General features: G+C 71.8%; 24 protein-coding genes. 18 read left to right on the forward strand and 6 right to left on the reverse strand.

The window, feature by feature from the left end; genetic code table 11:
• Window positions 1–75: 75 nt before the first annotated feature.
• From AB0A69_RS29270 to AB0A69_RS29285, 4 genes are all read left to right on the forward strand, one after another.
• A complete protein-coding gene (locus tag AB0A69_RS29270) occupies window positions 76–1743 on the forward strand; it encodes a serine/threonine-protein kinase (protein WP_361428276.1) in 1668 nt (555 codons plus the stop codon).
• An 83-nt stretch (window positions 1744–1826) separates the two neighbouring features.
• A complete protein-coding gene (gene mqnC / locus AB0A69_RS29275; RefSeq protein ID WP_361428278.1) occupies window positions 1827–3026 on the forward strand; it encodes a cyclic dehypoxanthinyl futalosine synthase in 1200 nt (399 codons plus the stop codon).
• Between the two features lie 7 nt (window positions 3027–3033).
• Window positions 3034–3633 carry a hypothetical protein gene (locus AB0A69_RS29280; protein ID WP_361428280.1) on the forward strand — a complete coding sequence of 200 codons (600 nt, stop codon included), beginning with the start codon at window positions 3034–3036 and terminating at the stop codon, window positions 3631–3633.
• 29 nt (window positions 3634–3662) lie between these two features.
• Window positions 3663–4355 (forward strand): demethylmenaquinone methyltransferase, encoded by a 693-nt coding sequence (locus AB0A69_RS29285; RefSeq protein WP_361428282.1) that lies wholly within the window; start codon window positions 3663–3665, stop codon window positions 4353–4355.
• A gap of 19 nt (window positions 4356–4374) precedes the next feature.
• On the opposite strand, the gene AB0A69_RS29290 is transcribed toward AB0A69_RS29285, so the two are convergent.
• Window positions 4375–4899: a GNAT family N-acetyltransferase gene (locus tag AB0A69_RS29290; protein ID WP_361428284.1), complete on the reverse strand. Its 525-nt coding sequence runs from the start codon at window positions 4897–4899 to the stop codon at window positions 4375–4377.
• Between the two features lie 98 nt (window positions 4900–4997).
• On the opposite strand from AB0A69_RS29290, the gene AB0A69_RS29295 reads away from it, so the two are divergent.
• Entirely contained in the window at window positions 4998–6290 is a 1293-nt protein-coding gene (locus AB0A69_RS29295; protein WP_361428286.1) for a geranylgeranyl reductase family protein, read from the forward strand.
• A 24-nt stretch (window positions 6291–6314) separates the two neighbouring features.
• Here the strand turns inward: AB0A69_RS29295 and AB0A69_RS29300 are convergent, their stop codons facing one another.
• From AB0A69_RS29300 to AB0A69_RS29310, 3 genes are read right to left on the reverse strand one after another with little or no spacing between them, the layout of a single operon-like run.
• A complete protein-coding gene (locus tag AB0A69_RS29300) occupies window positions 6315–7025 on the reverse strand; it encodes an amino acid racemase (protein ID WP_361428288.1) in 711 nt (236 codons plus the stop codon).
• Between the two features lie 7 nt (window positions 7026–7032).
• Window positions 7033–7812 (reverse strand): TSUP family transporter, encoded by a 780-nt coding sequence (locus tag AB0A69_RS29305; protein ID WP_361428290.1) that lies wholly within the window; start codon window positions 7810–7812, stop codon window positions 7033–7035.
• Entirely contained in the window at window positions 7805–8818 is a 1014-nt protein-coding gene (locus AB0A69_RS29310) for a TauD/TfdA family dioxygenase (RefSeq protein ID WP_361428292.1), read from the reverse strand. The genes AB0A69_RS29305 and AB0A69_RS29310 overlap by 8 nt, the downstream gene beginning before the upstream one ends.
• 253 nt (window positions 8819–9071) lie before the next feature.
• Between AB0A69_RS29310 and AB0A69_RS29315 the strand changes: the two genes are divergently transcribed.
• Window positions 9072–10457, forward strand: coding sequence for a benzoate/H(+) symporter BenE family transporter (locus AB0A69_RS29315; RefSeq protein WP_361428294.1), 1386 nt, complete (start codon window positions 9072–9074; stop codon window positions 10455–10457).
• Window positions 10458–10498: 41 nt separating this feature from the next.
• Here AB0A69_RS29315 and AB0A69_RS29320 read toward each other — a convergent pair whose 3' ends face one another.
• Both AB0A69_RS29320 and AB0A69_RS29325 read right to left on the reverse strand, forming a co-directional pair.
• On the reverse strand, window positions 10499–11569 hold the full coding sequence (locus AB0A69_RS29320; protein ID WP_361428296.1) for a helix-turn-helix domain-containing protein: 1071 nt from the start codon (window positions 11567–11569) through the stop codon (window positions 10499–10501).
• Between the two features lie 120 nt (window positions 11570–11689).
• Window positions 11690–12523: a C40 family peptidase gene (locus AB0A69_RS29325; RefSeq protein ID WP_361428298.1), complete on the reverse strand. Its 834-nt coding sequence runs from the start codon at window positions 12521–12523 to the stop codon at window positions 11690–11692.
• A 704-nt stretch (window positions 12524–13227) separates the two neighbouring features.
• Between AB0A69_RS29325 and AB0A69_RS29330 the strand changes: the two genes are divergently transcribed.
• From AB0A69_RS29330 to nuoL, 12 genes are read left to right on the forward strand one after another with little or no spacing between them, the layout of a single operon-like run.
• A complete protein-coding gene (locus tag AB0A69_RS29330; RefSeq protein WP_031077122.1) occupies window positions 13228–13587 on the forward strand; it encodes an NADH-quinone oxidoreductase subunit A in 360 nt (119 codons plus the stop codon).
• A 43-nt stretch (window positions 13588–13630) separates the two neighbouring features.
• A complete protein-coding gene (locus AB0A69_RS29335; RefSeq protein WP_064070020.1) occupies window positions 13631–14185 on the forward strand; it encodes an NADH-quinone oxidoreductase subunit B in 555 nt (184 codons plus the stop codon).
• A complete protein-coding gene (locus AB0A69_RS29340) occupies window positions 14182–14913 on the forward strand; it encodes an NADH-quinone oxidoreductase subunit C (protein ID WP_361428301.1) in 732 nt (243 codons plus the stop codon). Before AB0A69_RS29335 ends, AB0A69_RS29340 begins: the two co-directional genes overlap by 4 nt.
• Window positions 14910–16301: an NADH-quinone oxidoreductase subunit D gene (locus tag AB0A69_RS29345; RefSeq protein ID WP_361428303.1), complete on the forward strand. Its 1392-nt coding sequence runs from the start codon at window positions 14910–14912 to the stop codon at window positions 16299–16301. Before AB0A69_RS29340 ends, AB0A69_RS29345 begins: the two co-directional genes overlap by 4 nt.
• A 26-nt stretch (window positions 16302–16327) precedes the next feature.
• Window positions 16328–17143, forward strand: coding sequence for an NADH-quinone oxidoreductase subunit NuoE (nuoE, locus tag AB0A69_RS29350; RefSeq protein ID WP_361428305.1), 816 nt, complete (start codon window positions 16328–16330; stop codon window positions 17141–17143).
• Window positions 17143–18486, forward strand: a complete 1344-nt coding sequence (gene nuoF / locus AB0A69_RS29355; protein WP_361428307.1) for an NADH-quinone oxidoreductase subunit NuoF — start codon at window positions 17143–17145, stop codon at window positions 18484–18486. Before nuoE ends, nuoF begins: the two co-directional genes overlap by 1 nt.
• Entirely contained in the window at window positions 18483–20978 is a 2496-nt protein-coding gene (locus AB0A69_RS29360; RefSeq protein WP_361428309.1) for an NADH-quinone oxidoreductase subunit G, read from the forward strand. The genes nuoF and AB0A69_RS29360 overlap by 4 nt, the downstream gene beginning before the upstream one ends.
• Window positions 20975–22333 (forward strand): NADH-quinone oxidoreductase subunit NuoH, encoded by a 1359-nt coding sequence (gene nuoH / locus AB0A69_RS29365; protein ID WP_361428311.1) that lies wholly within the window; start codon window positions 20975–20977, stop codon window positions 22331–22333. The genes AB0A69_RS29360 and nuoH overlap by 4 nt, the downstream gene beginning before the upstream one ends.
• The gene (gene nuoI / locus AB0A69_RS29370; RefSeq protein ID WP_361428313.1) at window positions 22326–22952 is read left to right on the forward strand and encodes an NADH-quinone oxidoreductase subunit NuoI; all 627 of its coding nucleotides are present in this window, start codon (window positions 22326–22328) and stop codon (window positions 22950–22952) included. The genes nuoH and nuoI overlap by 8 nt, the downstream gene beginning before the upstream one ends.
• On the forward strand, window positions 22949–23809 hold the full coding sequence (locus tag AB0A69_RS29375; protein ID WP_361428315.1) for an NADH-quinone oxidoreductase subunit J: 861 nt from the start codon (window positions 22949–22951) through the stop codon (window positions 23807–23809). The genes nuoI and AB0A69_RS29375 overlap by 4 nt, the downstream gene beginning before the upstream one ends.
• Window positions 23806–24105 carry an NADH-quinone oxidoreductase subunit NuoK gene (gene nuoK, locus AB0A69_RS29380; protein ID WP_064070011.1) on the forward strand — a complete coding sequence of 100 codons (300 nt, stop codon included), beginning with the start codon at window positions 23806–23808 and terminating at the stop codon, window positions 24103–24105. Before AB0A69_RS29375 ends, nuoK begins: the two co-directional genes overlap by 4 nt.
• An 11-nt stretch (window positions 24106–24116) precedes the next feature.
• The gene (gene nuoL / locus AB0A69_RS29385) at window positions 24117–26057 is read left to right on the forward strand and encodes an NADH-quinone oxidoreductase subunit L (protein ID WP_361428318.1); all 1941 of its coding nucleotides are present in this window, start codon (window positions 24117–24119) and stop codon (window positions 26055–26057) included.
• The last annotated feature ends 4 nt before the right edge of the window (window positions 26058–26061 follow it).

A 26061-nucleotide genomic window follows, 5' to 3' on the forward strand; every position in this document is an offset into this window, starting at 1 on the left:
CCCCGTCGAATCACCGCCCTCTACCCTGCTGTCGACGACGTAGCGGAACGAGGCGTACGGGAACGGGGGGCTCGCATGCAGCCGTTGGAAGCCGGCGAACCGGGGGCCATCGGCCCGTACCGGCTGCTCGGCAGGCTCGGGGCGGGCGGTATGGGACGGGTGTACCTCGCGCGGAGCGAGGGCGGCCGTACCGTCGCCGTGAAGGTCGTGCACCCGCACTTCGCGCTGGACGAGGAGTTCCGGGCGCGGTTCCGCCGCGAGGTGGAAGCGGCCCGGCGCGTGGGAGCGCGGTGGACCGCACCCGTGCTCGACGCGGACCCGGAGGCGCCCGTGCCCTGGGTCGCGACGGCGTACGTGGCCGGGCCCTCGCTCGCCCGCGCGGTCACCGAGCACGGCCCGCTGCCGCCGCACACGGTACGGGCGCTGGGATCCGGACTCGCCGAGGCGCTGGAGGCCGTGCACGGGCTCGGGCTCGTCCACCGCGACGTGAAGCCGTCGAACGTCCTGCTGACCGTCGAGGGGCCGCGGCTGATCGACTTCGGCATAGCGCGGGCGACGGACGGCACCGCGTCGCTCACCTCCACCGGCGTGTCCGTCGGGTCCCCGGGCTACATGGCGCCCGAGCAGATCCTCGGCAAGGGCGTGGGCGGCGCGGCGGACGTGTTCTCGCTGGGCTCGGTGCTCGCGTACGCGGCGACCGGCGAGCCGCCGTTCTCCGGCGACTCCTCGGCGGCGCTCCTCTACAAGGTCGTCCACGAGCAGCCCGAGCTGGGCGGCGCCCTCACCGGTGAGCTGCGGGACCTGGTCGCCGCGTGCCTGGCCAAGGACCCGGCGGCCCGCCCGGCGCCCGCCGAGCTCGCCCGGCGGCTGGCCCCGGACGGGGCGGCCGCGCTGGTCGAGGGCGGCTGGCTGCCGGGCCCGCTGGTGGCGCGGCTCAGCCGGGAGGCGGTCCGGCTGCTGGACCTGGAGCCGGCGGCGGCGGACCCGGCCGGGGTGCGGTCGGGTCCGGTGCCGTTCAGCGGCCCGGCGGTCGAGCCGCCGTCGCCGGGCCCCGCGCCGGACGACGCGGCGCCCGGCACGGGGGCGGGCGCCGGGGCCGGCTCGTCGCCCGGCAGCTCGTCGCCCGGCTCCGCGGGCGCCTCCACGGGCGGTCCGCTGGGCGTCTTCGGGCCGCCGCTCGACCCCGCGCCGCCGACCGCGGCCCGCGGTCGCCGCCTCAGCTGCACGGTCGCCCTCACGCTCGCGGGGGCGCTCGCGGCGGTGACGGTCGGCGGCGCGTTCCTGCTGGACCTGCTGCCCGGACAGGGCGGTGGCAACGGCAACGCGGCCAAGCCCCCGGCACAGGGCTCCGCGCCCCCCGCCTCCGCGTCCGCCGTCCCGAAGGAGTTCCTCGGCACCTGGAAGGGCCCCACCCAGGAGGCCAACGGCCTGCCGCACGGCGAGCTGACGGCCGTCTTCAGCCGGGGAGGCACCGGGCAGGACGTGGTCCGGATGACGACCACCCTCTCCGTCCTCACCACGACCGTCGAGTGCCACAGCGTCGGCAGGCTCACCGCCGTCAAGCCGGGCGAACTCACCGTGGTGGACCGCACGGACCCGGCCAAGCCGGGGTCGCCGGGCCTGTGCACCGGCAGCTCCGCCACCCTGACCTTCACCCTCACCGCCGACGGCACCCTCGCCTACCGGTCCGACGAGGCGGCGGCGGGCCGGCCGACCGGCACCCTGACCAAGGTAGGCGGGTGACCCGGGCGTAGGCTGGTTCGGTCCGTACTGAAGCCGCTGAAGCACCCCTGAAGCCCTGTAAAACCGCCGAAAGGTGACATCCGGTGACCGAGAAGGCCGACCTCCAGTCCGTCCTGGACCGCGCCGCCGAGGGTGGGCGGATCACCCCCGAGGAGGCGCTCGACCTCTACCGGTCGGCCCCGCTGCACGCCCTCGGCGCGGCGGCGGACGCGGTGCGGCGGCGGCGCTACGCCGGTACGGAGCACATCGCGACGTACATCATCGAGCGCAACATCAACTACACGAACGTGTGCGTCACGGCGTGCAAGTTCTGCGCCTTCTACGCGCCGCCGAAGGACACCGCCAAGGGCTGGACCCGCGACCTCGACGACATCCTGCGGCGCTGCGCGGAGACGGTGGAGCTCGGCGGCACCCAGATCATGTTCCAGGGCGGGCACCACCCGGACTACGGCGTGGAGTACTACGAGGAACACTTCGCGGCCATCAAGAAGGAGTTCCCGCAGCTCGTCATCCACTCCCTCGGGGCCTCCGAGGTCGAGCACATGGCGCGGATCTCCAAGGTGACGGTGGAGGAGGCCATCCAGCGCATCCACGCCGCAGGCCTCGACTCCTTCGCGGGCGCGGGCGCCGAGCTGCTGCCCGAGCGGCCGCGCAAGGCCATCGCCCCGCTGAAGGAGTCCGGCGAGCGGTGGCTGGAGATCATGGAGATCGCGCACAACCTGGGCGTGGAGTCCACCTCCACGATGCTCATGGGCACGGGCGAGACCAACGCCGAGCGCATCGAGCACCTGCGCATGATCCGTGACGTGCAGGACCGGACGGGCGGCTTCCGCGCCTTCATCCCGTACACGTACCAGCCCGAGAACAACCACCTGAAGGGCCGCACGCAGGCCACGCTCTTCGAGTACCTGCGCATGATCGCCGTCGCGCGGCTGTTCATGGACAACATCGCCCACATCCAGGGCTCCTGGCTGACCACCGGCAAGGAGATCGGCCAGCTGACCCTGCACTACGGCGCGGACGACCTCGGTTCGATCATGCTGGAGGAGAACGTCGTCTCGTCGGCGGGCGCGAAGCACCGCTCCAACCTGCGCGAGATGATCGACATGATCCGTACCGCCGACCGCGTCCCGGCGCAGCGCACGACGACGTACGAGCACATCGTCGTCCACGACGACCCGGCGAACGACCCGGTCGACGACCGCGTCGCCTCGCACATCTCGTCCACGGCGATCGCGGGGGGCACGGCCCACCCCGAGCTCAAGCTGCTGAACGCCAACTGAGCCCGCCGTGCTGACCCTCCACGTCGCCGAGGCCACGCCCGAGACGGCCGTCCTGGTCGACGGCGCGTCCCTCGCCGCCCTCGGCCCGTACGAGGAGCTGGCCGCCGTCGAACCCCGCGCGCGGGTGCGGCGGTGGCCCGGCATCCTCACGCCCGGGCTGCTCAACCCGTACGGGCCCGAGATCCTGGAGCACACCTACCACCCCGACCCGCGCGAGGCGGCCGAGTTCGGCACCCAGCCGATCACCGGCGAGCGCGCGCGGGCCCTCTTCCGCGCCGACCCGTCCCGGCTGGGCGCCAGTGCCCGGCGCGGGGTGCAGCGGTTGCTGGCGCACGGCACGGTCGCCGTCGCCGGTGAACTGCGCGGCCGGGCCGCCCTGGACGCGGTCCGGCGGGCCGGGCTCGTCCTGGCGGCCCGCCCGGCGGCCCTGCGGGGGCCCGTGTCGTTCTCCCCGGTGCCGCTCGTGCTGCTGCCGGGGCTCCGCGTCGGCGGGCCCGCCCGGTTCGCGGTGTTCGACGTGCCCGACCGGGCGGAGCTCGTCCGGCGCGGGGCCTCCACCTGCGTGGCCACGGTGATCGGCGGACGGCTGGTGCACCGGCGCGCGTAGCGCCGGAGGGCCCCTGCTTGAATGGGGGCGTGACCCGCGCATCCCTGGACAAGCAGCCGCACGAAGTCGCCTCGATGTTCGACGACGTCGCGGCCAACTACGACCTGACGAACGACGTGCTCTCGCTGGGCCAGGACCGGCGGTGGCGCAAGGAGGTCGCCAAGGCGGTCGACGCCCGGCCCGGCCAGAAGGTCCTCGACCTCGCGGCGGGCACCGGCACCTCCTCGCTGCCGTTCGCCCGGGCCGGCGCGTACGTCGTGCCGTGCGACTTCTCGCTGGGCATGCTCCGCGAGGGCAAGCGCCGCCACCCGTGGCTGCCGCTCACGGCGGGCGACGCGACGAAGCTGCCCTTCCGGGACGAGGTCTTCGACGCGGTGACCATCTCCTTCGGGCTGCGCAACGTCCAGGACACGGACGCCGCGCTGCGCGAGCTGTACCGGGTGACCAAGCCGGGCGGACGGGTCGTCATCTGCGAGTTCTCCCACCCGACGTGGGCGCCCTTCCGGACGGTGTACGAGGAGTACCTGATGCGCGCGCTGCCGCCGGTCGCCCGCGCCGTCTCGTCCAACCCGGACGCGTACGTCTACCTCGCCGAGTCCATCCAGAGCTGGCCCGAGCAGGCCGAGCTGGCCCGGCTGCTCCAGAGGGCCGGCTGGTCGAAGGTGGCGTGGCGCGATCTGACGGGCGGCATCGTGGCCCTGCACCGGGGCACGAAGGCCTGAGCGTCAGAGCTCCAGCGCGTCAGAGCTCCAGGCGGAAGCAGTAGCCCTCCTGGCCGCCACTGTCGGGAATGGCGTACGTCTCGCCCCGCGTCATGCCGAGCCGCCGCGTCACGGCCACCGAGCGCGCGTTGCGGGTGTTCACCATGGCGACCACCCGCTCCACGCCCGCCGCGCGCAGCCGCTCCAGCGTCGCGTGGGCGGCGGCCGTCGCGTACCCCTTGCCCCAGGCGGACCGGGCCAGCCGCCAGCCGATCTCTATCTCGCCGACCGGGCCCCAGGAGTGCGGCCACGGCTGCGCGCCCGTGAAGCCGATGACCTCGTCGTCCTCGTCCAGCAGCGTCCACAGGCAGAAGCCGCGCTCGGCGTCGTGCCGGCGCTGGCGGGCGGTGAACTCGTGGTAGACGGACAGCTCGGCCGGGCCGCCCTGGAAGAACTCCATGACCTCCGGGTCGTCGAAGACCCGGTGCCAGGCGTACGCGTCCTCGTCCGTCGGCACGCGCAGCCGGACTACGGGCGGGGCGGCGGCGGGGAGCAGCTCGGTCATCGGGGTGGCCCTTCGGGTCGCTGATCGGTACGTCCCCCTAGACTGCACATGACCTGTGCCGTCCGGTACGCAATTTCGAGTATTCGGGAGAACCCGCCGTGGCCGAGCAGCAGTCCCTGTCCGAACACACAGCGGATGTGATCGTCGTCGGGGCGGGCCCGGCCGGTTCGACCACCGCCTACTACCTCGCCAAGGCGGGCCTCGACGTCCTCCTCCTGGAGAAGACCGCCTTCCCGCGCGAGAAGGTCTGCGGCGACGGCCTCACGCCCCGCGCCACCAAGCAACTGGTCGCGATGGGCATCGACATCTCCGAAGAGGCCGGCTGGCTGCGGAACAAGGGCCTGCGCATCATCGGCGGCGGCGTGCGGCTCCAGCTCGACTGGCCGGACCTCGCCAGCTACCCGGACTACGGACTGGTGCGCAAGCGCGACGACTTCGACGAGCAGCTCGCCCGCCAGGCGCAGAAGGCCGGCGCCCGTCTCTACGAGCGCTGCAACGTCGGCGCGCCGATCGTCGACGAGCGCACCGGCCGCATCACCGGCGTCCACGCCAAGCTCGGCGAGGAGAAGGCGCCCGTCACCTTCCACGCGCCGCTCGTCGTCGCCGCCGACGGCAACTCCACCCGCCTGTCGCTCGCCATGGGCCTGCACCGGCGCGAGGACCGCCCGATGGGCGTCGCCGTCCGCACGTACTTCACCTCTCCGCGCCACGACGACGACTACCTGGAGTCCTGGCTGGAGCTGTGGGACCGGCGCGGCCCGGGCGAGGACCGGCTGCTGCCCGGCTACGGCTGGATCTTCGGCATGGGCGACGGCACCTCCAACGTCGGCCTCGGCGTCCTCAACACCTCCGACTCCTTCAAGGAGCTGGACTGGCGCGAGGTGCTGAAGGCGTGGTGCGCCTCCATGCCGGAGGACTGGGGGTACGTCCCCGAGAACATGACGGGCCCGATCCGCGGCGCCGCCCTGCCGATGGCCTTCAACCGCCAGCCGCACTACACGCGCGGCCTGCTGCTGGTCGGCGACGCGGGCGGCCTGGTCAACCCGTTCAACGGCGAGGGCATCGCGTACGCGATGGAGTCCGGCCAGATCGCCGCCGACGTCATCGTCCAGGCCCACGCCCGCGCGACCCCGGCCCAGCGGGAGCTGGCCCTGCACAACTACCCGAAGATCCTCAAGGACACGTACGGCGGCTACTACACGCTGGGCCGCGCCTTCGTGAAGCTGATCGGCAACCCGAAGGTCATGAAGATCGCCACGCAGCGTGGTCTGACGCACCCGCTGCTGATGAAGTTCACGCTGAAGATGCTCGCCAACCTCACCGACCCGACGGGCGGCGACGCGATGGACCGCATCATCAACGGCCTGTCGAAGGTGGCCCCGCGCTCCTGAGCAGCCGGGGCCGATCGCCCCGCCCTACACCGCCGCCGCAGTCGGCGCGGACAGCGCCTCCCGGACCGTCGCCCGCGCCAGGACCGACGTGGGGTCGACCACCGGGAGGCCGGCGCTCGTCTCGCCGAGCAGCAGGGGCAGTTCGGTGCAGCCCGCGACGAGCAGCCCGGCGCCGCGGGCGGCCAGTTCCTCGGCGGCCCGCTCGATGAGGCGCACCGGGCCCGCGTCCACCTCGCCCGCCTTCACCCGGCGGATCGCGCCGGTCACGTACTCCTCCTGGGTGAGCGTGGTGGGCGTGACCACCCGCAGGCCCTCGCCCTCCAGGCCGCGTTGGTACAGCCCGGCCCGGAGCGTCCCGGTCGTCGCGAGCAGCCCGACCGAGGTGACGTCCGGGTGGCAGGAGCGGATCTCGGCCACCGTCTCCGCGATCATGTCGAGCATCGGGACGCGGACGCTGGTGCGTACGGAGTCGAGGAAGGCGTGCGCCGTGTTGCACGGGGTCGCGATGATCCGCGCTCCCATCGCCTCCAGCCGGTGCGCCCCGCGCACCAGCCACGGCGTCGGGTCGGGCCCGCGCCCGGTGAGGGCCGCCGAGCGGTCCGGGACCGTCGGGTCGGCCCACACCACCACCGGCAGGTGGTCCTGGTCAACGCCGGCCGGCGTCACGTCGATCACCTTGCGGTAGAAGTCGACGGTGGCCAGGGGCCCCATACCGCCGAGAATGCCGATCGTCACGCGTGACTCACTTCCCCCACTGGTCGAGTGCGAGCTTGCCGACGAGCGCGACCACGACGACGAGCATCACGGCCCGTACGAAACCGCTGCCGCGCTTGAGTGCCATGCGCGCGCCCACGGAGGCGCCCGCCAGGTTGAACAGCGCCATGAACGGCGCGAGGGCCCACAGCACGGTGCCCTGGGCGGTGAACATCGCCAGGGCACCCAGATTGGTGCCGACGTTGACGACCTTGGCGGTCGCGGAGGCGGTCACCATGTCCATGGAGAGCAGCGCCACCAGGCCGATCACCAGGAAGGTTCCGGTGCCCGGGCCGAGCAGGCCGTCGTAGAAGCCGATGCCGGCGCCGACCACGACGATCGCCGTGACGATCCGCCGCCGGGTGGCCGGCGCACCGCCCGGCTTCCGCCCGAACTGCGGGCGCAGCACGACGAAGGCCGCCACCGCCACCAGCAGCACCATGATCACGGGGCGCAGGACCTCGCTGTTGACGCCGGCCGCGAAGAACGCCCCGCCGACCGCCGCCAGGGCCGCGACCCCGCCGAGCCGGACGGCGAGCCGGACGTCGACGGGCGCCTTGCGCACGTACGTCATCGCCGCCGCCGACGTGCCGACGACACCGACGGCCTTGTTGGTGCCCAGCGCGTACGCGGGCGCGAGGTGGGGGAAGGCGATCAGCAGGGCGGGCACCTGGAGCAGGCCGCCGCCGCCGACCACCGCGTCCACCCACCCCGCCAGCGCGGCGGCGACGCAGAGCATCACCGCCGTGGTGAGGGTCAGGTCATGCACGTGCGTAACTGTCCTTGCTCAGCACCCGCCCGCCGGAGCGGACGAGGACGTCGTCCGTCAGCTCGCCCGGGTACGGGTAGAAGCGGCGCAGCCAGCGGTCGTTCCCGTCGTAGCGCGGCGTGAAGTCGCTGCGGCCGTGCACCACGATCCGGTTGTCGACCAGCAGCAGCTCGCCGCGATCGGCGCGCACCGCCCGGTGCACCGTGTGCATGGCCGCGTTGAGCCGCTCCAGGGCGGCCTGCGCCTCGGCGTCGGTGCCGAAGGTGTTGTGCATGTTGAACCGGACGTTGGTGCCGGTCGGGCCGTCCGTCAGCACCGGGTGCGGATCGGTGACCGGCCGCTCGTCCTCGCCGAGGCCCCGCGTGAAGGAGAGCGGGAAGCGGCTGCGGTAGCGGTCGGTGCGCAGCATCGCACGGTCGGCCGCCGACAGCAGCGGCTCGGCCTCGCGCACCGAGGCGACCATGGTGGCGGCCCGCCGGTCGTGGTCGGGGCGCAGGCACAGCAGGCCGAGGTGGCTGGGGCGCACCGGGTGGTGGACGTTCTCGGTGTGGAAGTCGAAGAGCGAGGAGCCGGAGTTGAGCGGCTTCGCGGCGTCCGAGGCGACCGGGTACACGTCGTGCACCAGCGCGCCGGACTTCTCGTCCTCGTACCCGATCAGGCCGCCGAGCGGGTGCGCCACGAGCGCGACGAGCAGGCTGGAGGGGTGGGTCTCGCCCAGCACGTTGGAGCCGTAGGTGTCGGGGGTGGCCGGGATCGCACCGACCGGCAGCCCGCGCACCACCATCAGACCGTGGTCCGGCGGGGTGTCGCGGAAGGACTCGACGGCCTCGCGCAGCGGGGCCGGCAGCCGTTCGGCCAGCGCCGCGAAGGCGGCGGACTGCAGCGTCTGTTCCAGCGGACCCGCGAGGCGCCCGGCTTCGTGTATCAGCGCCTCCAAGCGGGCGGTGTCACGCGGTTCGAGGGTCAGGGGCGCGAGGTCGGCACGGGGTTCTGCGTACGTCGTCATGCCGTGGAGTCTGGGTCGCCGACAGCGGCCGCCACCAGGCATGTCGAGGGTCCGGAAACGTCCATGACCCGTGCCGGACACACGCGGGGGCTGGCCGGTGGGGGACGCGGCCGGAAGCGGACGCCTCCCTGCGGCCCGCCCGGGGCCGGCCGTGCTGGAGCATGGAGGCGCGCGACGACATCTACGGGGATCCTCGGGGGAGGTGTCCGCATGTTCCTTTCCGCTTTCTCCTTCATCTGGGGCTGACGAACCTGTGCGTACGAAGAAGGCCGCGCGGCCACGGTTCTCCTGGCCGCTGACCGCCGTCACCGCGGGCCTCGTGGCGATGGTCGTCTCGTACGCCGGACCGCTCGCCCTCGTGCTCGCCGCGGCGGACGCCGCGGGGCTCACCGGGGCGCAGAGCTCGTCGTGGGTCTGGGCCGTCTCCATGGGGGCGGGACTGACCTGCATCGGGCTGAGCTGGTGGAGCCGCGCCCCGGTGATCACGGCGTTCTCGACGCCGGGCGCCGCGATCCTGGTCACCGCGCTGCCGCAGCACGGGTACGCCGAGGCCGTCGGCGCCTTCCTCGCGGCGGGCGCGGCCGCCACGGCCCTGACGGCGACCGGGGTCTTCGCGCGGGTGCTGGCCCGGATACCGGAGGGAGTGGTCTCGGCGATGCTCGCCGGGACGCTGTTCTCGTTCGGCACCTCGGTCTTCACCTCCCTGCGCACGGCCCCGCTGCTCGCGGGCGCGATGCTCCTCGGCTACCTGCTCGCCCGACGCTTCGTGCCGACGTACGCGGTGGTCTGCGCGCTGGTCGCCGGGGTCGCCGTCGCCGGCGCCACGGGCGGCCTGGAGGTGGACGTCTCGGGCGCGGGGTTGGCGGCACCGCACTTCACCGTGCCGGAGTTCTCGGTGGGCGCGCTCGTCGGGATCGGCGTGCCGCTGCTGGTGGCGACACTGGCCGGGCAGTACGCGCCGGGCATGGCGGTGCTGCGCGCCGACGGGTACCGGCCCGACGAGCGGGTGGTCTGCGGGACGACGGGCGCGGTGTCGGTGCTGCTCGCCCCGTTCGGCTCGCACGCCGTCAACCCGGCGGCCATCACCGCCGCGATCTGCACCGGTCCCGACGCGCACCGGGACCCGGCCAAGCGGTGGATCGCCGGTATCAGCTGCGGGCTGGGGTACGTGGTGGTGGGCTGCTTCGGCTCGACCCTGGTGGCGGTGTTCACCGGGCTGCCGGGGGCGCTGGTCGCCACCCTCGCCGGGGTGGCGTTGTTCGGGGCGATCTCGGGCAGTCTCGCGCGGACGGTCGCGAGCGAGCGCGACCGCGAGGCGTCCGTCATCACCTTCCTGGCGACGGCCTCCGGCGTGACGATCGCGGGCATCGGCTCACCCTTCTGGGGCCTGCTCGCCGGCATCCTGGCCCACGCACTGCTCCGCGCGGGCCGCCGCACCGGGACACCCGACGGCGCCGACGGCTCGGCGCCCGGCGGTCCGGCGTCCGGCGCCTCCGGTGGCACGGCGTCCGGTGGTTCCGGCGGTTCGGCGCCTGCCGGGGTCGGGCTCGGGGTGCCGCGCACTCCCGGGGCGGCCGTGCCTCCGCCGTCCAGGGCCACCGCGCCGCCGCGCGAACCGCACCTCCCGGCACCGTCGTAGAGCCCGGTCTCGCGGCCCGCGGGGGGCTTTCGGCGCTGTGGTCAGTGGGCCGTCGCGGTGTCGGCCGCCCCGGGGGCGTCGGGTTCCGCGGTCTCCGCCGACTCCGCCGGCTCCGGCGCCAGCCAGCCCGCGCGTTCGGCGAGGACCGCGACCTGGAAGCGGCTCGTGGCGCCGAGCGCGACCGTGAGGTCGCCCACCAGGCGGCGCACGGTCCGGTCGGAGACGCCCAGCCGGCGGCCGACCGCCTCGTCCGTCAGGCCCTCCGCCAGGAGCCGCAGCACCGCCCGCTGCCTCTTGTCGGGCTGCCCGGTGGTGGCCTCCTCGGGCGCGGCGGCCCCCAAGTCCGCGGCCTCGGCCCACGCGTGCTCGAACTGGGAGCGGAACACCTCCACCAGCGACGGGTCGTACACGACCACCGCCGCGGGCTGGCCGTCCCGCCCGGTCGCCGACACGATCGCGAGGTGCCGGTCGACCACGATCAGCCGGTGCGGCAGCGTCACCGCCGTCCGTACCTGACCGCCGGCCTTCCTCACCTCCCGCAAGTAAGCGGCCATGTGCGGCATCGCGGCGGACGACGCCAGGTGGACCGTCCGCATCGCGACCCCGCGCCGCAGCACCCGCCGGTCCCGGGCCAGCCCGTCCTCGACCATGTGCGCGGACACCCCGCGCCCCGGATGGAGTGAGACGACCTCCTCGTGGGCCTGCTGGGCGGCGTCCTCCAGGGCGGCCGCGATGTTGGCCGTTCCCTCGACCAGCGTCGCCTGCGTACCCGACACCCGCTGGGCGTGGATCGGATGGAAGTCGGTGAGCATGCGGGCCATCGCCTCGCGGGTCCGGGTGCTCTGCTCGATGAGCGCCTCGACGTGCCGGGCGTCGGCCGCCAGCAGATGGTCGAGCGCGGACTCGGACGACACACACGCCCAGCCGCTCGGGGTCGCGGTGGTGCGTACCAGCAGCCCCAGCTCGAAGAGGACCTGGACGGCGGCGGCGTACTCCTCGCTGCTCCAGCCCAGTCGGCGGCAGACGGCCGCGGGGGTCCAGGCGGCGTCCTGGACGGCGATCACATAGAGGTCCCGCGCGAGCTTGTCCTCGGTCGTGGCGTTTCTGCCCAAAGGTTCCCCCTCACCTCTGCGCCGGACTCTGGAGTATAGGGCGGCCTGCTCAACGCCGAAGGGCCGTCGCTCCCACCCCGAGCGGGGGAGCGACGGCCCTTCGGCGTGTGTGGCCCTGGATCAGAGCAGGCGGACCGCGCCGGACGGCGGGTCGTAGTCGAGCGGGCGCTCGACGACACCGGTGCCGGGGTTCTGCGCGCCGATGAACATGCCACCGCCGGAGTAGATCGCCACGTGGTACGAGCCGCTCCGGCTGCCCCAGTAGAGGATGTCGCCGGGCTGGAGGTTGTCGAGCGAGACCGAGGTGCCCATGCTCGACTGCGCGCCCGACACGCGCGGCAGGTCGATGCCGGCCTGGCGGTACGCGGCCTGCACGAGGCCGGAGCAGTCCCAGGAGTTGGGGCCGGTGCCGCCCATGACGTACGCGTCGCCGACCTGGGCGCGGGCGAAGGCGATGATCGCCGCGGCGGAGCCGGTGGCGGGCGCGGAGACGGAACCGCCCTCGTCCGAGCCGATGGCGGAGCCGGAACCCGAGGCGGAGAGCGTGGTGCGCTCGGAGGAGCGGTTGGCGCGCTCCTGGGCCTCGGCGCGGGCCCGCTCCTCGGCCTTGCGCTCGGCCTCCGCCTTGCGCTCGGCCTCCTGCTTGGCCTTCTTGGCGTCCTTGGCGGCCTTGGCCGCCGCGGCGTCCTCCGCGGCCTGGAGCTCGGTGTCGAGGGCGATCTGCTGGGTCGCCTCGGCGGAGGCGGCGACAGCGCTCGACAGACCCGCGGAGAGGTCTCCGTTGAGCGCGGGCATCTCGATGGTCTCGGTCACCGGCTCGGCCTGGGCCGGGCCGGCGGCACCGGCCACCGCGACGGTGCTGAGGACGCCACCGGCAACTCCGGCGCGCAGCGAGAGCTTCGAGGCGCTGCGGCGGGGCTTCCGGTGGCTGGGTATGTGAGCGGTGTGGGACATGAGTACAACCGCTATCAGGGCGGTGCGGTTCCCTTCAAGAAACGTGGGTTGCGCCACAGTTGCGCGTGGAATGCCCGAATCCGCTTCATCGGGACCCTTATTGACGCCGTAACGGACAATGCGGACTGTCGTGATCAAGGCCGTGATCATGGGCTTTCCGCGAAACGCCCGAATTGCCGCGCGCTTACCACTCCGGCGCTCCGGTGGCCAAGCCCGCTATTGGCGAGGGGCGAATCCTGTGACGCAGGTCACGGAGTGATCACGGCTCGGGGCGCGGTGAGGGGCCCGAAAGATCGTGAAAACGCGCACGCGTCCACTTCGGTCCAGGCGAGCCCCTCGGGCGAGTGAGGTGAAGCTCCTTTATCACCCGGGAGAGTCCATGGCGAATTTGCCTGTAGGTGCCATCTCTTGATAGGGCACACCCCTCGCGACCAGCGGTAACCCCCTTCAGTGTCACGGTATGGGGTCATTCGGCCACGCCGCGTACCAAGATCACCGTTCATCCGAATTCATGATCCTTCGCCAGGTGGTGGAGATCACAAAGACGTTGTCGTACCCCGTGTCGCAGATCACAGATCGGCGGGCATAGGATGCGAAGCAGTCGGGCTTGTGAACTGCCTCACATGTACACGATCTTCGCGAGGCGGCGAGACGAATGCCCGGTGCGGTCCAACGGTCAAGGACGACTGGAAGGAGCGAGGAGCGTGAATGCCTACGCGCCCATCCTCGTGCTCGGCGCCCTCGGGGCAGGGTTTGCGATCTTCTCCGTGGTCATGGCCACGCTTATCGGCCCAAAGCGGTACAACAGGGCGAAGCTTGAGGCGTACGAGTGCGGTATCGAGCCGACGCCGACACCAGCCGGTGGCGGCCGCTTCCCCATCAAGTACTACCTGACGGCGATGCTCTTCATCGTCTTCGACATCGAGATCGTCTTCCTCTACCCCTGGGCCGTCAGCTTCGACGCACTCGGGCTGTTCGGGCTCGTGGAGATGCTGCTCTTCGTGCTCACCGTCTTCGTCGCCTACGCGTACGTATGGCGGCGCGGCGGCCTGGACTGGGACTGAGGACCAAGAGGCAAGAGGACTTAAGGGGCTGAGGGGCACCGACATGGGACTCGAAGAGAAGCTGCCGAGCGGTTTTCTGCTGACGACGGTCGAACAGGCCGCGGGCTGGGTGCGCAAGGCGTCCGTCTTCCCCGCGACCTTCGGTCTCGCCTGCTGCGCCATCGAGATGATGACGACCGGCGCCGGGCGGTACGACCTGGCGCGTTTCGGCATGGAGGTCTTCCGCGGCTCACCGCGCCAGGCCGACCTGATGATCGTGGCCGGCCGGGTGAGCCAGAAGATGGCGCCCGTCCTGCGCCAGGTCTACGACCAGATGCCCAACCCGAAGTGGGTGATCTCCATGGGGGTGTGTGCATCGTCGGGCGGAATGTTCAACAACTACGCGATTGTGCAGGGTGTTGACCACATTGTTCCCGTTGACATCTATTTGCCGGGCTGCCCGCCGCGTCCGGAGATGCTGATGGACGCGATCCTCAAGCTCCACCAGAAGATCCAGGGCTCCAAGCTCGGCGTCAACGCGCGGGAAGCGGCCCGCGAGGCGGAGGAGGCGGCGCTGAAGGCGCTGCCGACGATCGAGATGAAGGGCCTGCTGAGGTGAGCGAGTCACAGCCCAATCCGGACCAGGAACTCAGCGCGCAGAACCTCCCCGGGCAGCGGGGCCAGGGCGGTGAGGAGATCCGCGTCCAACGCGGCATGTTCGGCGCGAACAACGGCGGCGACACCTCCGGCTACGGCGGCCTCGTCCGCTCCATCCGCCTCCCCGGCGAGGCCACCCGCCCCTACGGCGGGTACTTCGACGAGGTCGCCGACGAGCTCGAGGGCGCCCTGGAGGAACAGGGGCTCGTCCCCGAGAACGCCATCGAGAAGACGGTCGTCGACCGCGGCGAGCTCACCTTCCACATCGCCCGCGAGCACCTGGTCCGCGTCGCCCGCACCCTGCGCGACGACCCCGCCCTGCGCTTCGAGCTCTGTACGGGCGTCAGCGGCGTCCACTACCCCGGCGACAAGGGCCGCGAGCTGCACGCCGTCTACCACCTGCGCTCGCTCACCCACGGCCGGCTCATCCGGCTGGAGGTGTCGGCGCCGGACGCGGACCCGCACATCCCCTCGCTCGTCGAGGTCTACCCGACCAACGACTGGCACGAGCGCGAGGCGTACGACTTCTTCGGCCTGATCTTCGACGGCCACCCCGCCCTGACCCGGATCATGATGCCGGACGACTGGCAGGGCTTCCCGCAGCGCAAGGACTACCCCCTCGGCGGCATTCCCGTCGAGTACAAGGGCGCCCAGATCCCGGCTCCGGACCAGCGGAGGTCGTACTCGTGACCACCCCACACGCCCACCCGTCTCCCGGCCACCGCCCCTCATCGAGTCCCTCTGGGACGCACCATCCCCACGCCCCCCAGGCCGAGTCCCGCGAGACCACCGAGGGGACCGTCTACACGGTCACCGGCGGCGACTGGGACGAGGTCGCCGAGTCCGCGGTCAAGGCCGACGACGAGCGGATCGTCGTCAACATGGGCCCCCAGCACCCGTCCACGCACGGCGTGCTCCGGCTCATCCTGGAGCTCGACGGCGAGACCGTCACCGAAGCCCGCTGCGGCATCGGCTACCTCCACACCGGCATCGAGAAGAACCTCGAATTCCGGACCTGGACGCAGGGCACCACGTTCGTCACGCGCATGGACTACCTGACGCCGTTCTTCAACGAGGCGGCGTACTGCCTGAGCGTGGAGAAGCTGCTCGGCATCGAGGACCAGATCCCCGACCGCGCCTCCGTCATCCGCGTGCTGCTGATGGAGCTCAACCGCCTCTCCTCCCACCTGGTGTGCATCGCCACCGGCGGCATGGAGCTCGGCGCCACCACGATCATGATCTACGGCTTCCGGGACCGCGAGCTGATCCTGGACCTGTACGAGCTGATCACCGGCCTGCGCATGAACCACGCGTTCATCCGGCCCGGCGGCCTCGCCCAGGACCTGCCGCCCGGCGCCGTCGACCAGCTCCGCGAGTTCGTGAAGACGATGAAGCGGAACCTGCCGGAGTACGACAAGCTCGCCACCGGCAACCCCGTCTTCAAGGCCCGCATGCAGGACATCGGCTACCTCGACCTGGCCGGCTGCATGGCCCTCGGCGTCACCGGCCCGATCCTGCGCTCCGCCGGCCTCCCGCACGACCTGCGGAAGACCGACCCGTACTGCGGTTACGAGACGTACGAGTTCGACGTCCCGACCGCCGACACCTGCGACGCGTACGGCCGCTTCCTCATCCGGCTGGAGGAGATGCGCCAGTCGCTGCGGATCGTCGAGCAGTGCCTCGACCGGCTGGAGCCCGGCCCGGTGATGGTCGCCGACAAGAAGATCGCCTGGCCCGCGCAGCTCGCCCTCGGACCGGACGGCCTCGGCAACTCGCTGGACCACATCAAGAAGATCATGGGCACCTCCATGGAGGCCCTGATCCACCACTTCAAGCTGGTGACCGAGGGCTTCCGGGTCCCGCCCGGGCAGGCGTACACCGCGGTCGAGTCGCCCAAGGGCGAGCTCGGCGCGCACGTCGTCTCCGACGGCGGCACCCGCCCCTACCGGGTCCACTTCCGCGACCCGTCGTTCACCAACCTGCAGGCCATGGCGGCGATGTGCGAGGGCGGCATGGTCGCCGACGTCATCGTCGCCGTCGCGTCCATCGACCCCGTGATGGGAGGCGTCGACCGGTGACCGCTAATCAACAGGTCGGTTTGGGGATGCCGCAGCTCCCCGCCCCGGACTACCCCGCCGAGGTGCGGGCCCGGCTGGACGCGGACGCCAAGGAGATCGTCGCCCGCTACCCCGACAGCCGCTCCGCGCTGCTGCCGCTGCTGCACCTGGTGCAGGCGGAGGAGGGCTACGTCTCGCGCACCGGCATGAGGTTCTGCGCGGAGACACTCGGCCTGACCACCGCCGAGGTCACCGCCGTCGCCACCTTCTACACCATGTACCGGCGCAAGCCCTCCGGCGACTACCAGGTCGGGGTGTGCACCAACACCCTGTGCGCCGTCATGGGCGGCGACGCCATCTTCGACGAGCTGAAGCAGCACCTCGGCGTCGGCAACAACGAGACGACCCCGGACGGCAAGGTCACCCTCGAACACATCGAGTGCAACGCCGCCTGCGACTTCGCCCCCGTGGTGATGGTCAACTGGGAGTTCTTCGACAACCAGACGCCCGAGACCGCCAAGCGGCTCGTCGACGACCTGCGCGCCGGCCGCCCGGTCACCCCGACCCGCGGCGCGCCCCTGTGCACGTACAAGGAGACCGCCCGCATCCTGGCCGGCTTCCCGGACGAGCGCCCCGGCGCGGTCGAGGCGACGGGCGGCGCGGGCCCCGCCTCGCTCGTCGGGCTCCGGCTCGCCAAGGGCGAGGCCGCACCCGGCGCGCGCGTGGTCCACCCGCGCGGCGAGGCCCCGCAGGACGACCCGGCGCCCGGCTCCGGCCACCTCAGCTCGCATGACGCGCCGCAGCCGACCTCGGCCTCCGACCCGCAGCACCCGTCCGGCCCGGTCACCGAGGAGGGGGAGTGATGACGTTGGCCACCGAGATGACCAGCCCCGAGAAGCTGCTGTCGCCGGTCCTGTCGGCGTTCTGGGATGATCCGCACTCCTGGACGCTGGAGACGTACAAGCGGCACGACGGGTACGAGGGGCTGCGCAAGGCCCTCGCCATGTCGCCCGACGACGTCATCGCGTACGTCAAGGACTCCGGCCTGCGCGGCCGGGGCGGCGCGGGCTTCCCCACCGGCATGAAGTGGCAGTTCATCCCGCAGGGCGACGGCAAGCCGCACTATCTTGTTGTCAACGCCGACGAATCGGAGCCCGGGACCTGCAAGGACATCCCGCTCCTCTTCGCGAACCCGCATTCCCTCATCGAGGGGATCGTGATCGCCTGTTACGCGATCCGGTCGAACCACGCCTTCGTCTACCTGCGCGGCGAGGTCGTCCCCGTCCTGCGCCGGCTGCACGAGGCCGTGCGGGAGGCGTACGCGGCGGGCTACCTCGGCACGAACATCCTCGGCAGCGGACTCGACCTCGAACTCACCGTGCACGCGGGCGCGGGCGCGTACATCTGCGGTGAGGAGACCGCGCTGCTCGACTCGCTCGAAGGCCGTCGTGGCCAGCCCCGGCTGCGTCCCCCCTTCCCCGCGGTCGCCGGTCTCTACGCGTGCCCCACTGTGGTGAACAACGTCGAGTCGATCGCGTCGGTTCCCGCGATCCTGAACCGGGGCAAGGACTGGTTCAAGTCGATGGGCAGCGACAAGTCCCCGGGCTTCACGCTGTACTCGCTCAGCGGCCATGTCGCCTCGCCCGGCCAGTACGAGGCGCCGCTCGGCATCACCCTGCGCCAGCTGCTCGACATGGGCGGCGGCATGCGGCCCGGCCACCGGCTGAAGTTCTGGACGCCCGGCGGCTCGTCCACGCCCATGTTCACCGACGAGCACCTCGACGTGCCGCTCGACTACGAGGGCGTGGGCGCCGCCGGCTCGATGCTCGGCACCAAGGCGCTGCAGTGCTTCGACGAGACGACGTGCGTGGTGCGGGCCGTGACCCGGTGGACCGAGTTCTACGCCCACGAGTCGTGCGGCAAGTGCACCCCGTGCCGCGAAGGCACGTACTGGCTGGTGCAGCTGCTCCGCGACATCGAGGCGGGCAAGGGCGCCATGAGCGACCTCGACAAGCTCGCCGACATCGCCGACAACATCAACGGCAAGTCGTTCTGCGCCCTCGGCGACGGCGCCGCCTCGCCGATCTTCTCCTCGCTGAAGTACTTCCGCGACGAGTACGAGCAGCACATCACGGGCAAGGGCTGCCCCTTCGACCCGGCCAAGTCGACCGCCTGGGCGGACAACCACGTGGAGGTGACGGCATGACCGTCATGGCGTCCAACCCCGCCGGGGGCGGCGCGGCTGCCGTCCCGCCGGAGGACCTCGTCTCGCTGACGATCGACGGGGTCGAGATCTCCGTCCCCAAGGGGACGCTGGTGATCCGGGCCGCCGAGCAGCTCGGCATCGAGATCCCCCGGTTCTGCGACCACCCCCTGCTCGACCCGGCCGGCGCCTGCCGGCAGTGCATCGTCGAGGTCGAGGGCCAGCGCAAGCCGATGGCGTCCTGCACCATCACCTGCACGGACGGCATGGTCGTCAAGACGCAGCTGACCTCGCCGGTCGCCGAGAAGGCGCAGGTGGGTGTGATGGAGCTGCTGCTCATCAATCACCCGCTGGACTGCCCGGTCTGCGACAAGGGCGGCGAGTGCCCGCTGCAGAACCAGGCCATGTCGCACGGCCAGGCCGACTCCCGCTTCGAAGGACGGAAGCGGACGTACGCCAAGCCCGTGCCGATCTCCACGCAGGTGCTGCTCGACCGCGAGCGGTGCGTGCTGTGCGCGCGCTGCACCCGCTTCTCCAACCAGGTCGCGGGCGACCCGATGATCGAGCTGATCGAGCGCGGCGCCCTCCAGCAGGTCGGCACCGGGGAGGGCGACCCGTTCGAGTCGTACTTCTCCGGCAACACCATCCAGATCTGCCCCGTCGGCGCGCTGACCTCGGCCGCGTACCGGTTCCGCTCCCGCCCCTTCGACCTGGTCTCCAGCCCGTCGGTCTGCGAGCACTGCGCGGGCGGCTGCGCCACGCGCACCGACCACCGGCGCGGCAAGGTCATGCGGCGGCTCGCCGCGAACGACCCGGAGGTCAACGAGGAGTGGCTGTGCGACAAGGGGCGGTTCGCGTTCCGGTACGCGCAGCAGCGCGACCGGCTGACGACGCCGCTGGTACGCGGTGAGGACGGCGTCCTCGCGCCCGCTTCCTGGCCGGAGGCCCTGGAGGCGGCCGCGCGCGGGCTCGTCCGGGGGCGCACCGGCGTCCTGGCGGGCGGGCGGCTGACGGTCGAGGACGCCTACGCGTACGCCAAGTTCGCGCGCGTCGCCCTCGACACCAACGACGTCGACTTCCGGGCGCGTGTCCACAGCAGTGAGGAGGCCGACTTCCTCGCCGCACGCGTCGCCGGGCGCGGCAAGGACCTGGACGGGCACGGGATCACGTACACCTCGCTGGAGAAGGCCCCGGCGGTGCTGCTGGCCGGGCTGGAGGCGGAGGAGGAGGCTCCGGGCGTCTTCCTGCGGCTGCGCAAGGCCTGGCGCAAGCGCGGCCAGCGGACCTTCGCGCTCGCGTCGCACGCGACCCGGGGCCTGGAGAAGGCGGGCGGCACGCTGCTGCCGGCCGCGCCCGGGACCGAGGCCGAGTGGCTCGACGCGCTGGCCCTGGGCACGGGGCTGGACGCGGACGGGACCGCCGCCGCCGAGGCGCTGCGGCAGCCCGGCGCGGTGCTCGTCGTCGGCGAGCGGCTGGCCGCGGTGCCGGGCGCGCTGACCGCCGCCGTACGGGCCGCGACGGCGACCGGCGCGGAGCTGGTGTGGATCCCGCGCCGGGCGGGGGAGCGCGGCGCCCTGTGGGCGGGTGCGCTTCCCTCGCTGCTGCCGGGCGGGCGCCCCGCCACCGACCCGCGCGCGCGGGAGGAGGTCGCCACCGCCTGGGGCGTCCGGGAACTGCCGCACCGCTACGGGCGCGACACCGGCCAGATCGTGGAGGCCGCCGCCACCGGCGAGCTGGGTGCCCTGCTCGTCGGGGGCGTCGAAGTCGCGGACCTGCCGGACCCGGCACGCGCGCGGGAGGCGCTCGACGCGGCGTTCGTCGTGTCGCTGGAGCTGCGGCCGAGCGAGGTCACGGAGCGCGCGGACGTCGTCCTCCCGGTGGCCGCGGTCGCCGAGAAGTCCGGCACCTTCCTCAACTGGGAGGGCCGGGTCCGGATGTTCGAGGCCGCGCTGAAGCCGGAGCACATGACCCGGACGCCCGCCCCGGCCGACACACGCGTGCTGCACATGCTGGCCGACACGCTGGACGTGCATTTCGCGCTGCCGGACGTGAAGGCCGTACGCCGCGAGCTGGACCGGCTCGGCGCCTGGGACGGCACGCGCGCCTCCGACCCGGTGGCGTCCGGCCGCCCGCTGCCCCTCGCGGGCGCGGGCGAGGCCGTGCTGGCGGGTCACCGGATGCTGCTGGACCTCGGCGTCCTCCAGCAGGGCGACGAAGCCCTGGCGGGTACGCGCCACGCCTCCCTCGCCCGCCTCTCGGCGGCCACGGCGGCGGAGACCGGCGTCAAGGACGGCGACTTGCTGGCGGTGACGGGCCCCTCCGGCGCGGTCGAGCTGCCCCTGCGGGTGACGCCGATGCCCGACCGTGTGGTCTGGCTCCCGCTCAACTCGACCCCCGGCGGCGCCCTGTCGGCCCTGGGCGCCCGCCCGGGTGACCTGGTGCGCATCGGCGCCGCGACCCCGATCTCCGCGGACCGCACGGAGGTGGAGGCATGATCCCGTACACGCTGGCGGCGGAAGACCTGTCCATGTTCGGCCGCGACCCCTGGTGGCTCGTGGTGATCAAGGCGGTGTTCTGCTTCGCCTTCCTGATGATCACCGTGCTCTTCTCCATCGTGTGGGAGCGCAAGGTCGTCGCCTGGATGCAGCTGCGCATCGGGCCGAACCGGCACGGCCCCTGGGGCCTCCTCCAGTCCCTCGCGGACGGCGTCAAGCTGATGCTGAAGGAGGACGTGATCGTCAAGCGGGCCGACAAGGTCGTGTACGTGCTGGCGCCGATCGTCGCCGCCATCCCGGCGTTCATGGCGATCGCCGTGATCCCCTTCGGCCCGGCCGGCAACGAGATCTCGATCTTCGGGCACCGCACCACGATGCAGCTGACCGACCTGCCGATCGCGATGCTCTACATCCTCGCCGTCGCTTCCGTCGGCATCTACGGCATCGTGCTGGCCGGCTGGTCGTCGGGCTCGACGTACCCGCTCCTCGGCGGGCTGCGCTCCTGCGCGCAGATGATCAGCTACGAGATCGCGATGGGCGCCGCCTTCGCGTCCGTCTTCCTCTACTCGGGGTCGATGTCGACGTCGGCGATCGTCGAGGCGCAGGCGGACCGCTGGTACATCGTCCTGCTGCCGGTCTCCTTCCTCATCTACATCGTCACGATGGTCGGGGAGACCAACCGCGCCCCGTTCGACATGCCGGAGTCCGAGGGCGACCTGGTCGGCGGCTTCAACACCGAGTACAGCTCCATCAAGTTCGCGATGTTCATGCTCGCCGAGTACGTGAACATGGTGACGGTCTCGGCGGTGTCCGTGACGCTCTTCCTGGGCGGCTGGCGGGCCCCGTGGCCGATCTCCACCTTCTGGGAGGGCGCGAACCACGGCTGGTGGCCGATGCTCTGGTTCGTCGTCAAGGTGCAGCTGCTGCTGTTCTTCTTCATCTGGCTGCGCGGCACGCTGCCGCGCGTCCGCTACGACCAGCTGATGAAGCTCGGCTGGAAGGTCCTCATCCCCGTCTCGGTCGTCTGGCTGATGCTCGTCGCGACCGTGCGCGCGCTGCGCAACGAGAACTACGAGTTCCAGCAGATCGTGCTGTACGTGGCGGGCGCGGTGATCGCGGTGCTGCTGATCTCCTTCGTGGCCGACGTCTTCCGCGACAAGAAGGCGAAGGAGGCGGAGCGGACCGCCGAGCCGCCCGCCGCGTTCGACCCGATGGCCGGCGGTTTCCCCGTACCGCCGCTGCCCGGGCAGACCCTGCCGCCGGTGCCGCGCCGACGGCCCCGGGGTGACCGGGCGCTGATTGTCAGTGGTGGGCCGGACACTACAAGTGACGGAAAGGAGGCCGACGGTGTCTGACAGTAACTTCCAGAATCCGGTCGCCGGCTTCGGCGTGACCTTCAAGGCCATGTTCAAGAAGCGGCTGACCGAGCAGTACCCGGAGCAGAAGAAGACGACAGCGCCGCGCTTCCACGGCCGGCACCAGCTCAACCGCCACCCGGACGGCCTGGAGAAGTGCGTCGGCTGCGAGCTGTGCGCTTGGGCCTGCCCGGCGGACGCCATCTACGTCGAGGGCGCGGACAACACCGACGAGGAGCGCTACTCCCCGGGCGAGCGCTACGGCCGCGTCTACCAGATCAACTACGCCCGCTGCATCCTGTGCGGCCTGTGCATCGAGGCGTGCCCGACCCGGGCGCTGACGATGACGAACGAGTTCGAGCTGGCGGACTCCACCCGGGCCGACCTCATCTTCACCAAGGAGCAGCTCCTCGCGGGCCTGGAGGAGGGCATGGTGGACAGTCCGCACGCCATCCACCCCGGTATGACGGAGCAGGACTACTACCGGGGCCTGGTGACGGAGGCCGCGCCGGGCACGGTCCAGCAGGCCGCCGTCAGCAAGGGCGAGGAGAAGCCTCAGGAGGCCGCTTCGGACTTCGGCGAGGACGAGCCCGCCTCGAAGAAGGTGATCGGGGCATGAACACCCTTGCCGCGTCTACGACGTCCACGGGCGAGGCCGTCCAGTTCTGGGTGCTCGGCATCGTCGCCGTCATCGGCGCGCTGTGCACCGTCCTGATGAAGAGGGCCGTGCACAGCGCGCTCTGCCTCGCCGGAACCATGATCATCCTGGCGGTCTTCTACCTCGCCAACGGCGCGTACTTCCTGGGCGTCGTCCAGATCATCGTCTACACCGGCGCGATCATGATGCTGTTCCTCTTCGTCGTCATGCTGGTCGGCGTCACCGCCGCCGACTCGCTCAAGGAGACGATCAAGGGCCAGCGCTGGTTGGCCGCCGGCTGCGGGCTGGGCTTCGGCATCCTGCTCATCGCCGGTATCGGCAGCGCCTCGCTGAAGACCTTCGACGGCCTCGCCACGGCGAACGCCGGCGGCAATGTGGAGGGCCTCGCCGCGCTGATTTTCAGCAAGTACGTCTTCGCCTTCGAGATCACCGGCGCGCTGCTCATCACGGCCACGGTCGGCGCGATGGTGCTGACGCACCGGGAGCGCACCGAGCCCGCCCGTACCCAGCGGGAGCTGGCCGAGCAGCGCGTACGCGAGGGCAAGCAGCTGCCGCCGCTGCCGGCGCCCGGTGTCTACGCCCGGCACAACGCCGTGGACATCCCCGGTCTGCTGCCCGACGGCACGCCGTCGGAGCTCACCGTCAGCCAGACCCTGCGGGCCCGCGGTCAGATCCGCGACGTCTCGCGCGAGGCACTGGAGGACCTCAAGGCGCTGGAGCAGCGCGCCGAGGAGCGCCTGGGCCGGGGCCCGTCGGAGCCGCAGGCGTCCCGGCCCCAGGACCGCGAGCAGGACCGTGAGGAGGAGAAGGCGCAGTGAATCCGGTCAACTACCTGTACCTGGCCGCCCTGTTGTTCACCATCGGCGCGGCCGGGGTGCTGATCCGGCGGAACGCGATCGTCGTCTTCATGTGCGTGGAGCTGATGCTCAACGCCTGCAACCTCGCGCTCGTCGCCTTCTCCCGGATGCACGGCAATCTCGACGGCCAGATCATCGCCTTCTTCACGATGGTCGTCGCCGCCGCGGAGGTCGTGGTCGGCCTCGCGATCATCGTGTCGCTGTTCCGTTCCCGCCACTCGGCCTCGGTCGACGACGCCAGCCTGATGAAGCTGTGAGGGGCTGAATCGTGGAGAACCTGATCGCGCTGCTCGTCGCGGCGCCCCTGCTCGGAGCGGCCGTCCTGTTGTGCGGCGGCCGCCGGCTGGACAAGGCCGGGCACTGGCTCGGCACCCTGCTCGCGGCCGCCTCCTTCGCCATCGGCGTCGTGCTCTTCTTCGACATGCTCGGCAAGGGCGCGGAGGAACGCGCCCTGCACCAGCGCCTGTTCAGCTGGGTGCCGGTGGAGAGCTTCCAAGCGGACATCGCCTTCCAGCTGGACCAGCTGTCGATGACGTTCGTCCTCCTCATCACCGGCGTGGGCACGCTCATCCACGTGTACTCGATCGGGTACATGGCCCACGACGAGCGCAGGCGCCGCTTCTTCGGCTATCTGAACCTGTTCCTCGCGGCGATGCTGCTGCTGGTCCTCGCCGACAACTACCTGCTGCTGTACTTCGGCTGGGAGGGCGTCGGCCTCGCCTCGTACCTGCTCATCGGCTTCTGGCAGCACAAGCCGAGCGCGGCGACGGCGGCGAAGAAGGCCTTCCTGGTCAACCGGGTCGGCGACATGGGCCTGTCCATCGCCATCATGCTGATGTTCACCACCTTCGGGACCTTCACCTTCGGGCCGGTGCTCTCCGCGACCGGTGAGACGTCCGAGGGCATGCTGACGGCCATCGGGCTGATGCTGCTGCTCGCCGCGTGCGGCAAGTCCGCGCAGGTGCCGCTGCAGTCCTGGCTCGGTGACGCGATGGAGGGCCCGACCCCGGTCTCGGCCCTGATCCACGCGGCCACCATGGTGACCGCCGGCGTCTACCTCATCACCCGCTCGGGCGCGATCTTCAACGCCGCCCCGGACGCGCAGCTGGCGGTCACCGTCGTCGGCGCGGTCACGCTCCTCTTCGGTGCGATCGTCGGTTGCGCCAAGGACGACATCAAGAAGGCGCTGGCCGGCTCCACGATGTCGCAGATCGGCTACATGATCCTGGCCGCCGGTCTCGGCCCCATCGGGTACGCCTTCGCGATCATGCACCTGGTGACGCACGGCTTCTTCAAGGCCGGGCTGTTCCTCGGCGCCGGCTCGGTCATGCACGGCATGAACGACGAGGTCGACATGAGGAAGTACGGCGGCCTGCGGACGTACATGCCGGTCACCTTCGTCACCTTCGGCCTCGGCTACCTCGCGATCATCGGCTTCCCGGGCCTCTCCGGCTTCTGGTCCAAGGACAAGATCATCGAGGCGGCCTTCGCCAAGGGCGGCACGGAGGGCTGGATCCTCGGAGGCGTCGCGCTGCTGGGCGCGGGCCTCACCGCGTACTACATGACCCGCGTGATGCTCATGACCTTCTTCGGCGAGAAGCGCTGGCAGCCCGCCCCCGACCCGGACAAGGCGCCCAGTGTGGAGCCGGGCGTCGACGTCCGCCCCGGCGAGATGCCGCACCCGCACGAGTCGCCGAAGTCCATGACGATCCCGATGATCCTGCTGGCCTTCGGGTCGGTCTTCGCGGGCGCGCTCTTCTCGCTCAACAGCGCGTTCGTCAACTGGCTGAAGCCGGTGACCGAGTTCGAGCACGGCCACCCGCCGATCAGCGCGGGCGCGGTGACCGCCTCCACGGTCGTCGTGCTGCTGATCGGGGTCGGCATCGCGTACGCGCAGTACGGCCGCCGGCCCGTGCCGGTCGTCGCCCCGCGCGGCTCGCTGCTCACCCGCGCCGCCCGCCGCGACCTGCTCCAGGACGACTTCAACCACGTCGTCCTGGTGCGCGGCGGCGAGCACCTCACCCGCTCCCTGGTCTACGTCGACCACTCCCTGGTCGACGGGGTGGTCAACGGCACCGCCGCCTCGTTCGGCGGCCTGTCCGGCCGGCTGCGCCTGCTGCAGAACGGCTTCGCCCGCTCCTACGCGGTCTCGATGTTCGGAGGTACGGCGGTGCTGATCGCCGCGACCCTGCTGATGAGGGGAGTGTGACCCC

It is taken from the genome of Streptomyces sp. NPDC045431, assembly GCF_040646655.1.
Taxonomy (GTDB): domain Bacteria; phylum Actinomycetota; class Actinomycetes; order Streptomycetales; family Streptomycetaceae; genus Streptomyces.

What these genes read in the sequence shown, in the direction of transcription:
- nuoH (WP_361428311.1), top strand. Translation starts at nt 20,975, where the DNA reads ATGATCCCGTACACGCTGGCGGCGGAAGACCTGTCCATGTTCGGCCGC.
- AB0A69_RS29360 (WP_361428309.1), top strand. Translation starts at nt 18,483, where the DNA reads ATGACCGTCATGGCGTCCAACCCCGCCGGGGGCGGCGCGGCTGCCGTC.
- AB0A69_RS29310 (WP_361428292.1), bottom strand. Translation starts at nt 8,818, where the DNA reads ATGACGACGTACGCAGAACCCCGTGCCGACCTCGCGCCCCTGACCCTC.
- nuoE (WP_361428305.1), top strand. Translation starts at nt 16,328, where the DNA reads ATGCCGCAGCTCCCCGCCCCGGACTACCCCGCCGAGGTGCGGGCCCGG.
- AB0A69_RS29375 (WP_361428315.1), top strand. Translation starts at nt 22,949, where the DNA reads ATGAACACCCTTGCCGCGTCTACGACGTCCACGGGCGAGGCCGTCCAG.
- AB0A69_RS29335 (WP_064070020.1), top strand. Translation starts at nt 13,631, where the DNA reads ATGGGACTCGAAGAGAAGCTGCCGAGCGGTTTTCTGCTGACGACGGTC.
- nuoF (WP_361428307.1), top strand. Translation starts at nt 17,143, where the DNA reads ATGACGTTGGCCACCGAGATGACCAGCCCCGAGAAGCTGCTGTCGCCG.
- AB0A69_RS29270 (WP_361428276.1), top strand. Translation starts at nt 76, where the DNA reads ATGCAGCCGTTGGAAGCCGGCGAACCGGGGGCCATCGGCCCGTACCGG.
- AB0A69_RS29325 (WP_361428298.1), bottom strand. Translation starts at nt 12,523, where the DNA reads ATGTCCCACACCGCTCACATACCCAGCCACCGGAAGCCCCGCCGCAGC.
- AB0A69_RS29290 (WP_361428284.1), bottom strand. Translation starts at nt 4,899, where the DNA reads ATGACCGAGCTGCTCCCCGCCGCCGCCCCGCCCGTAGTCCGGCTGCGC.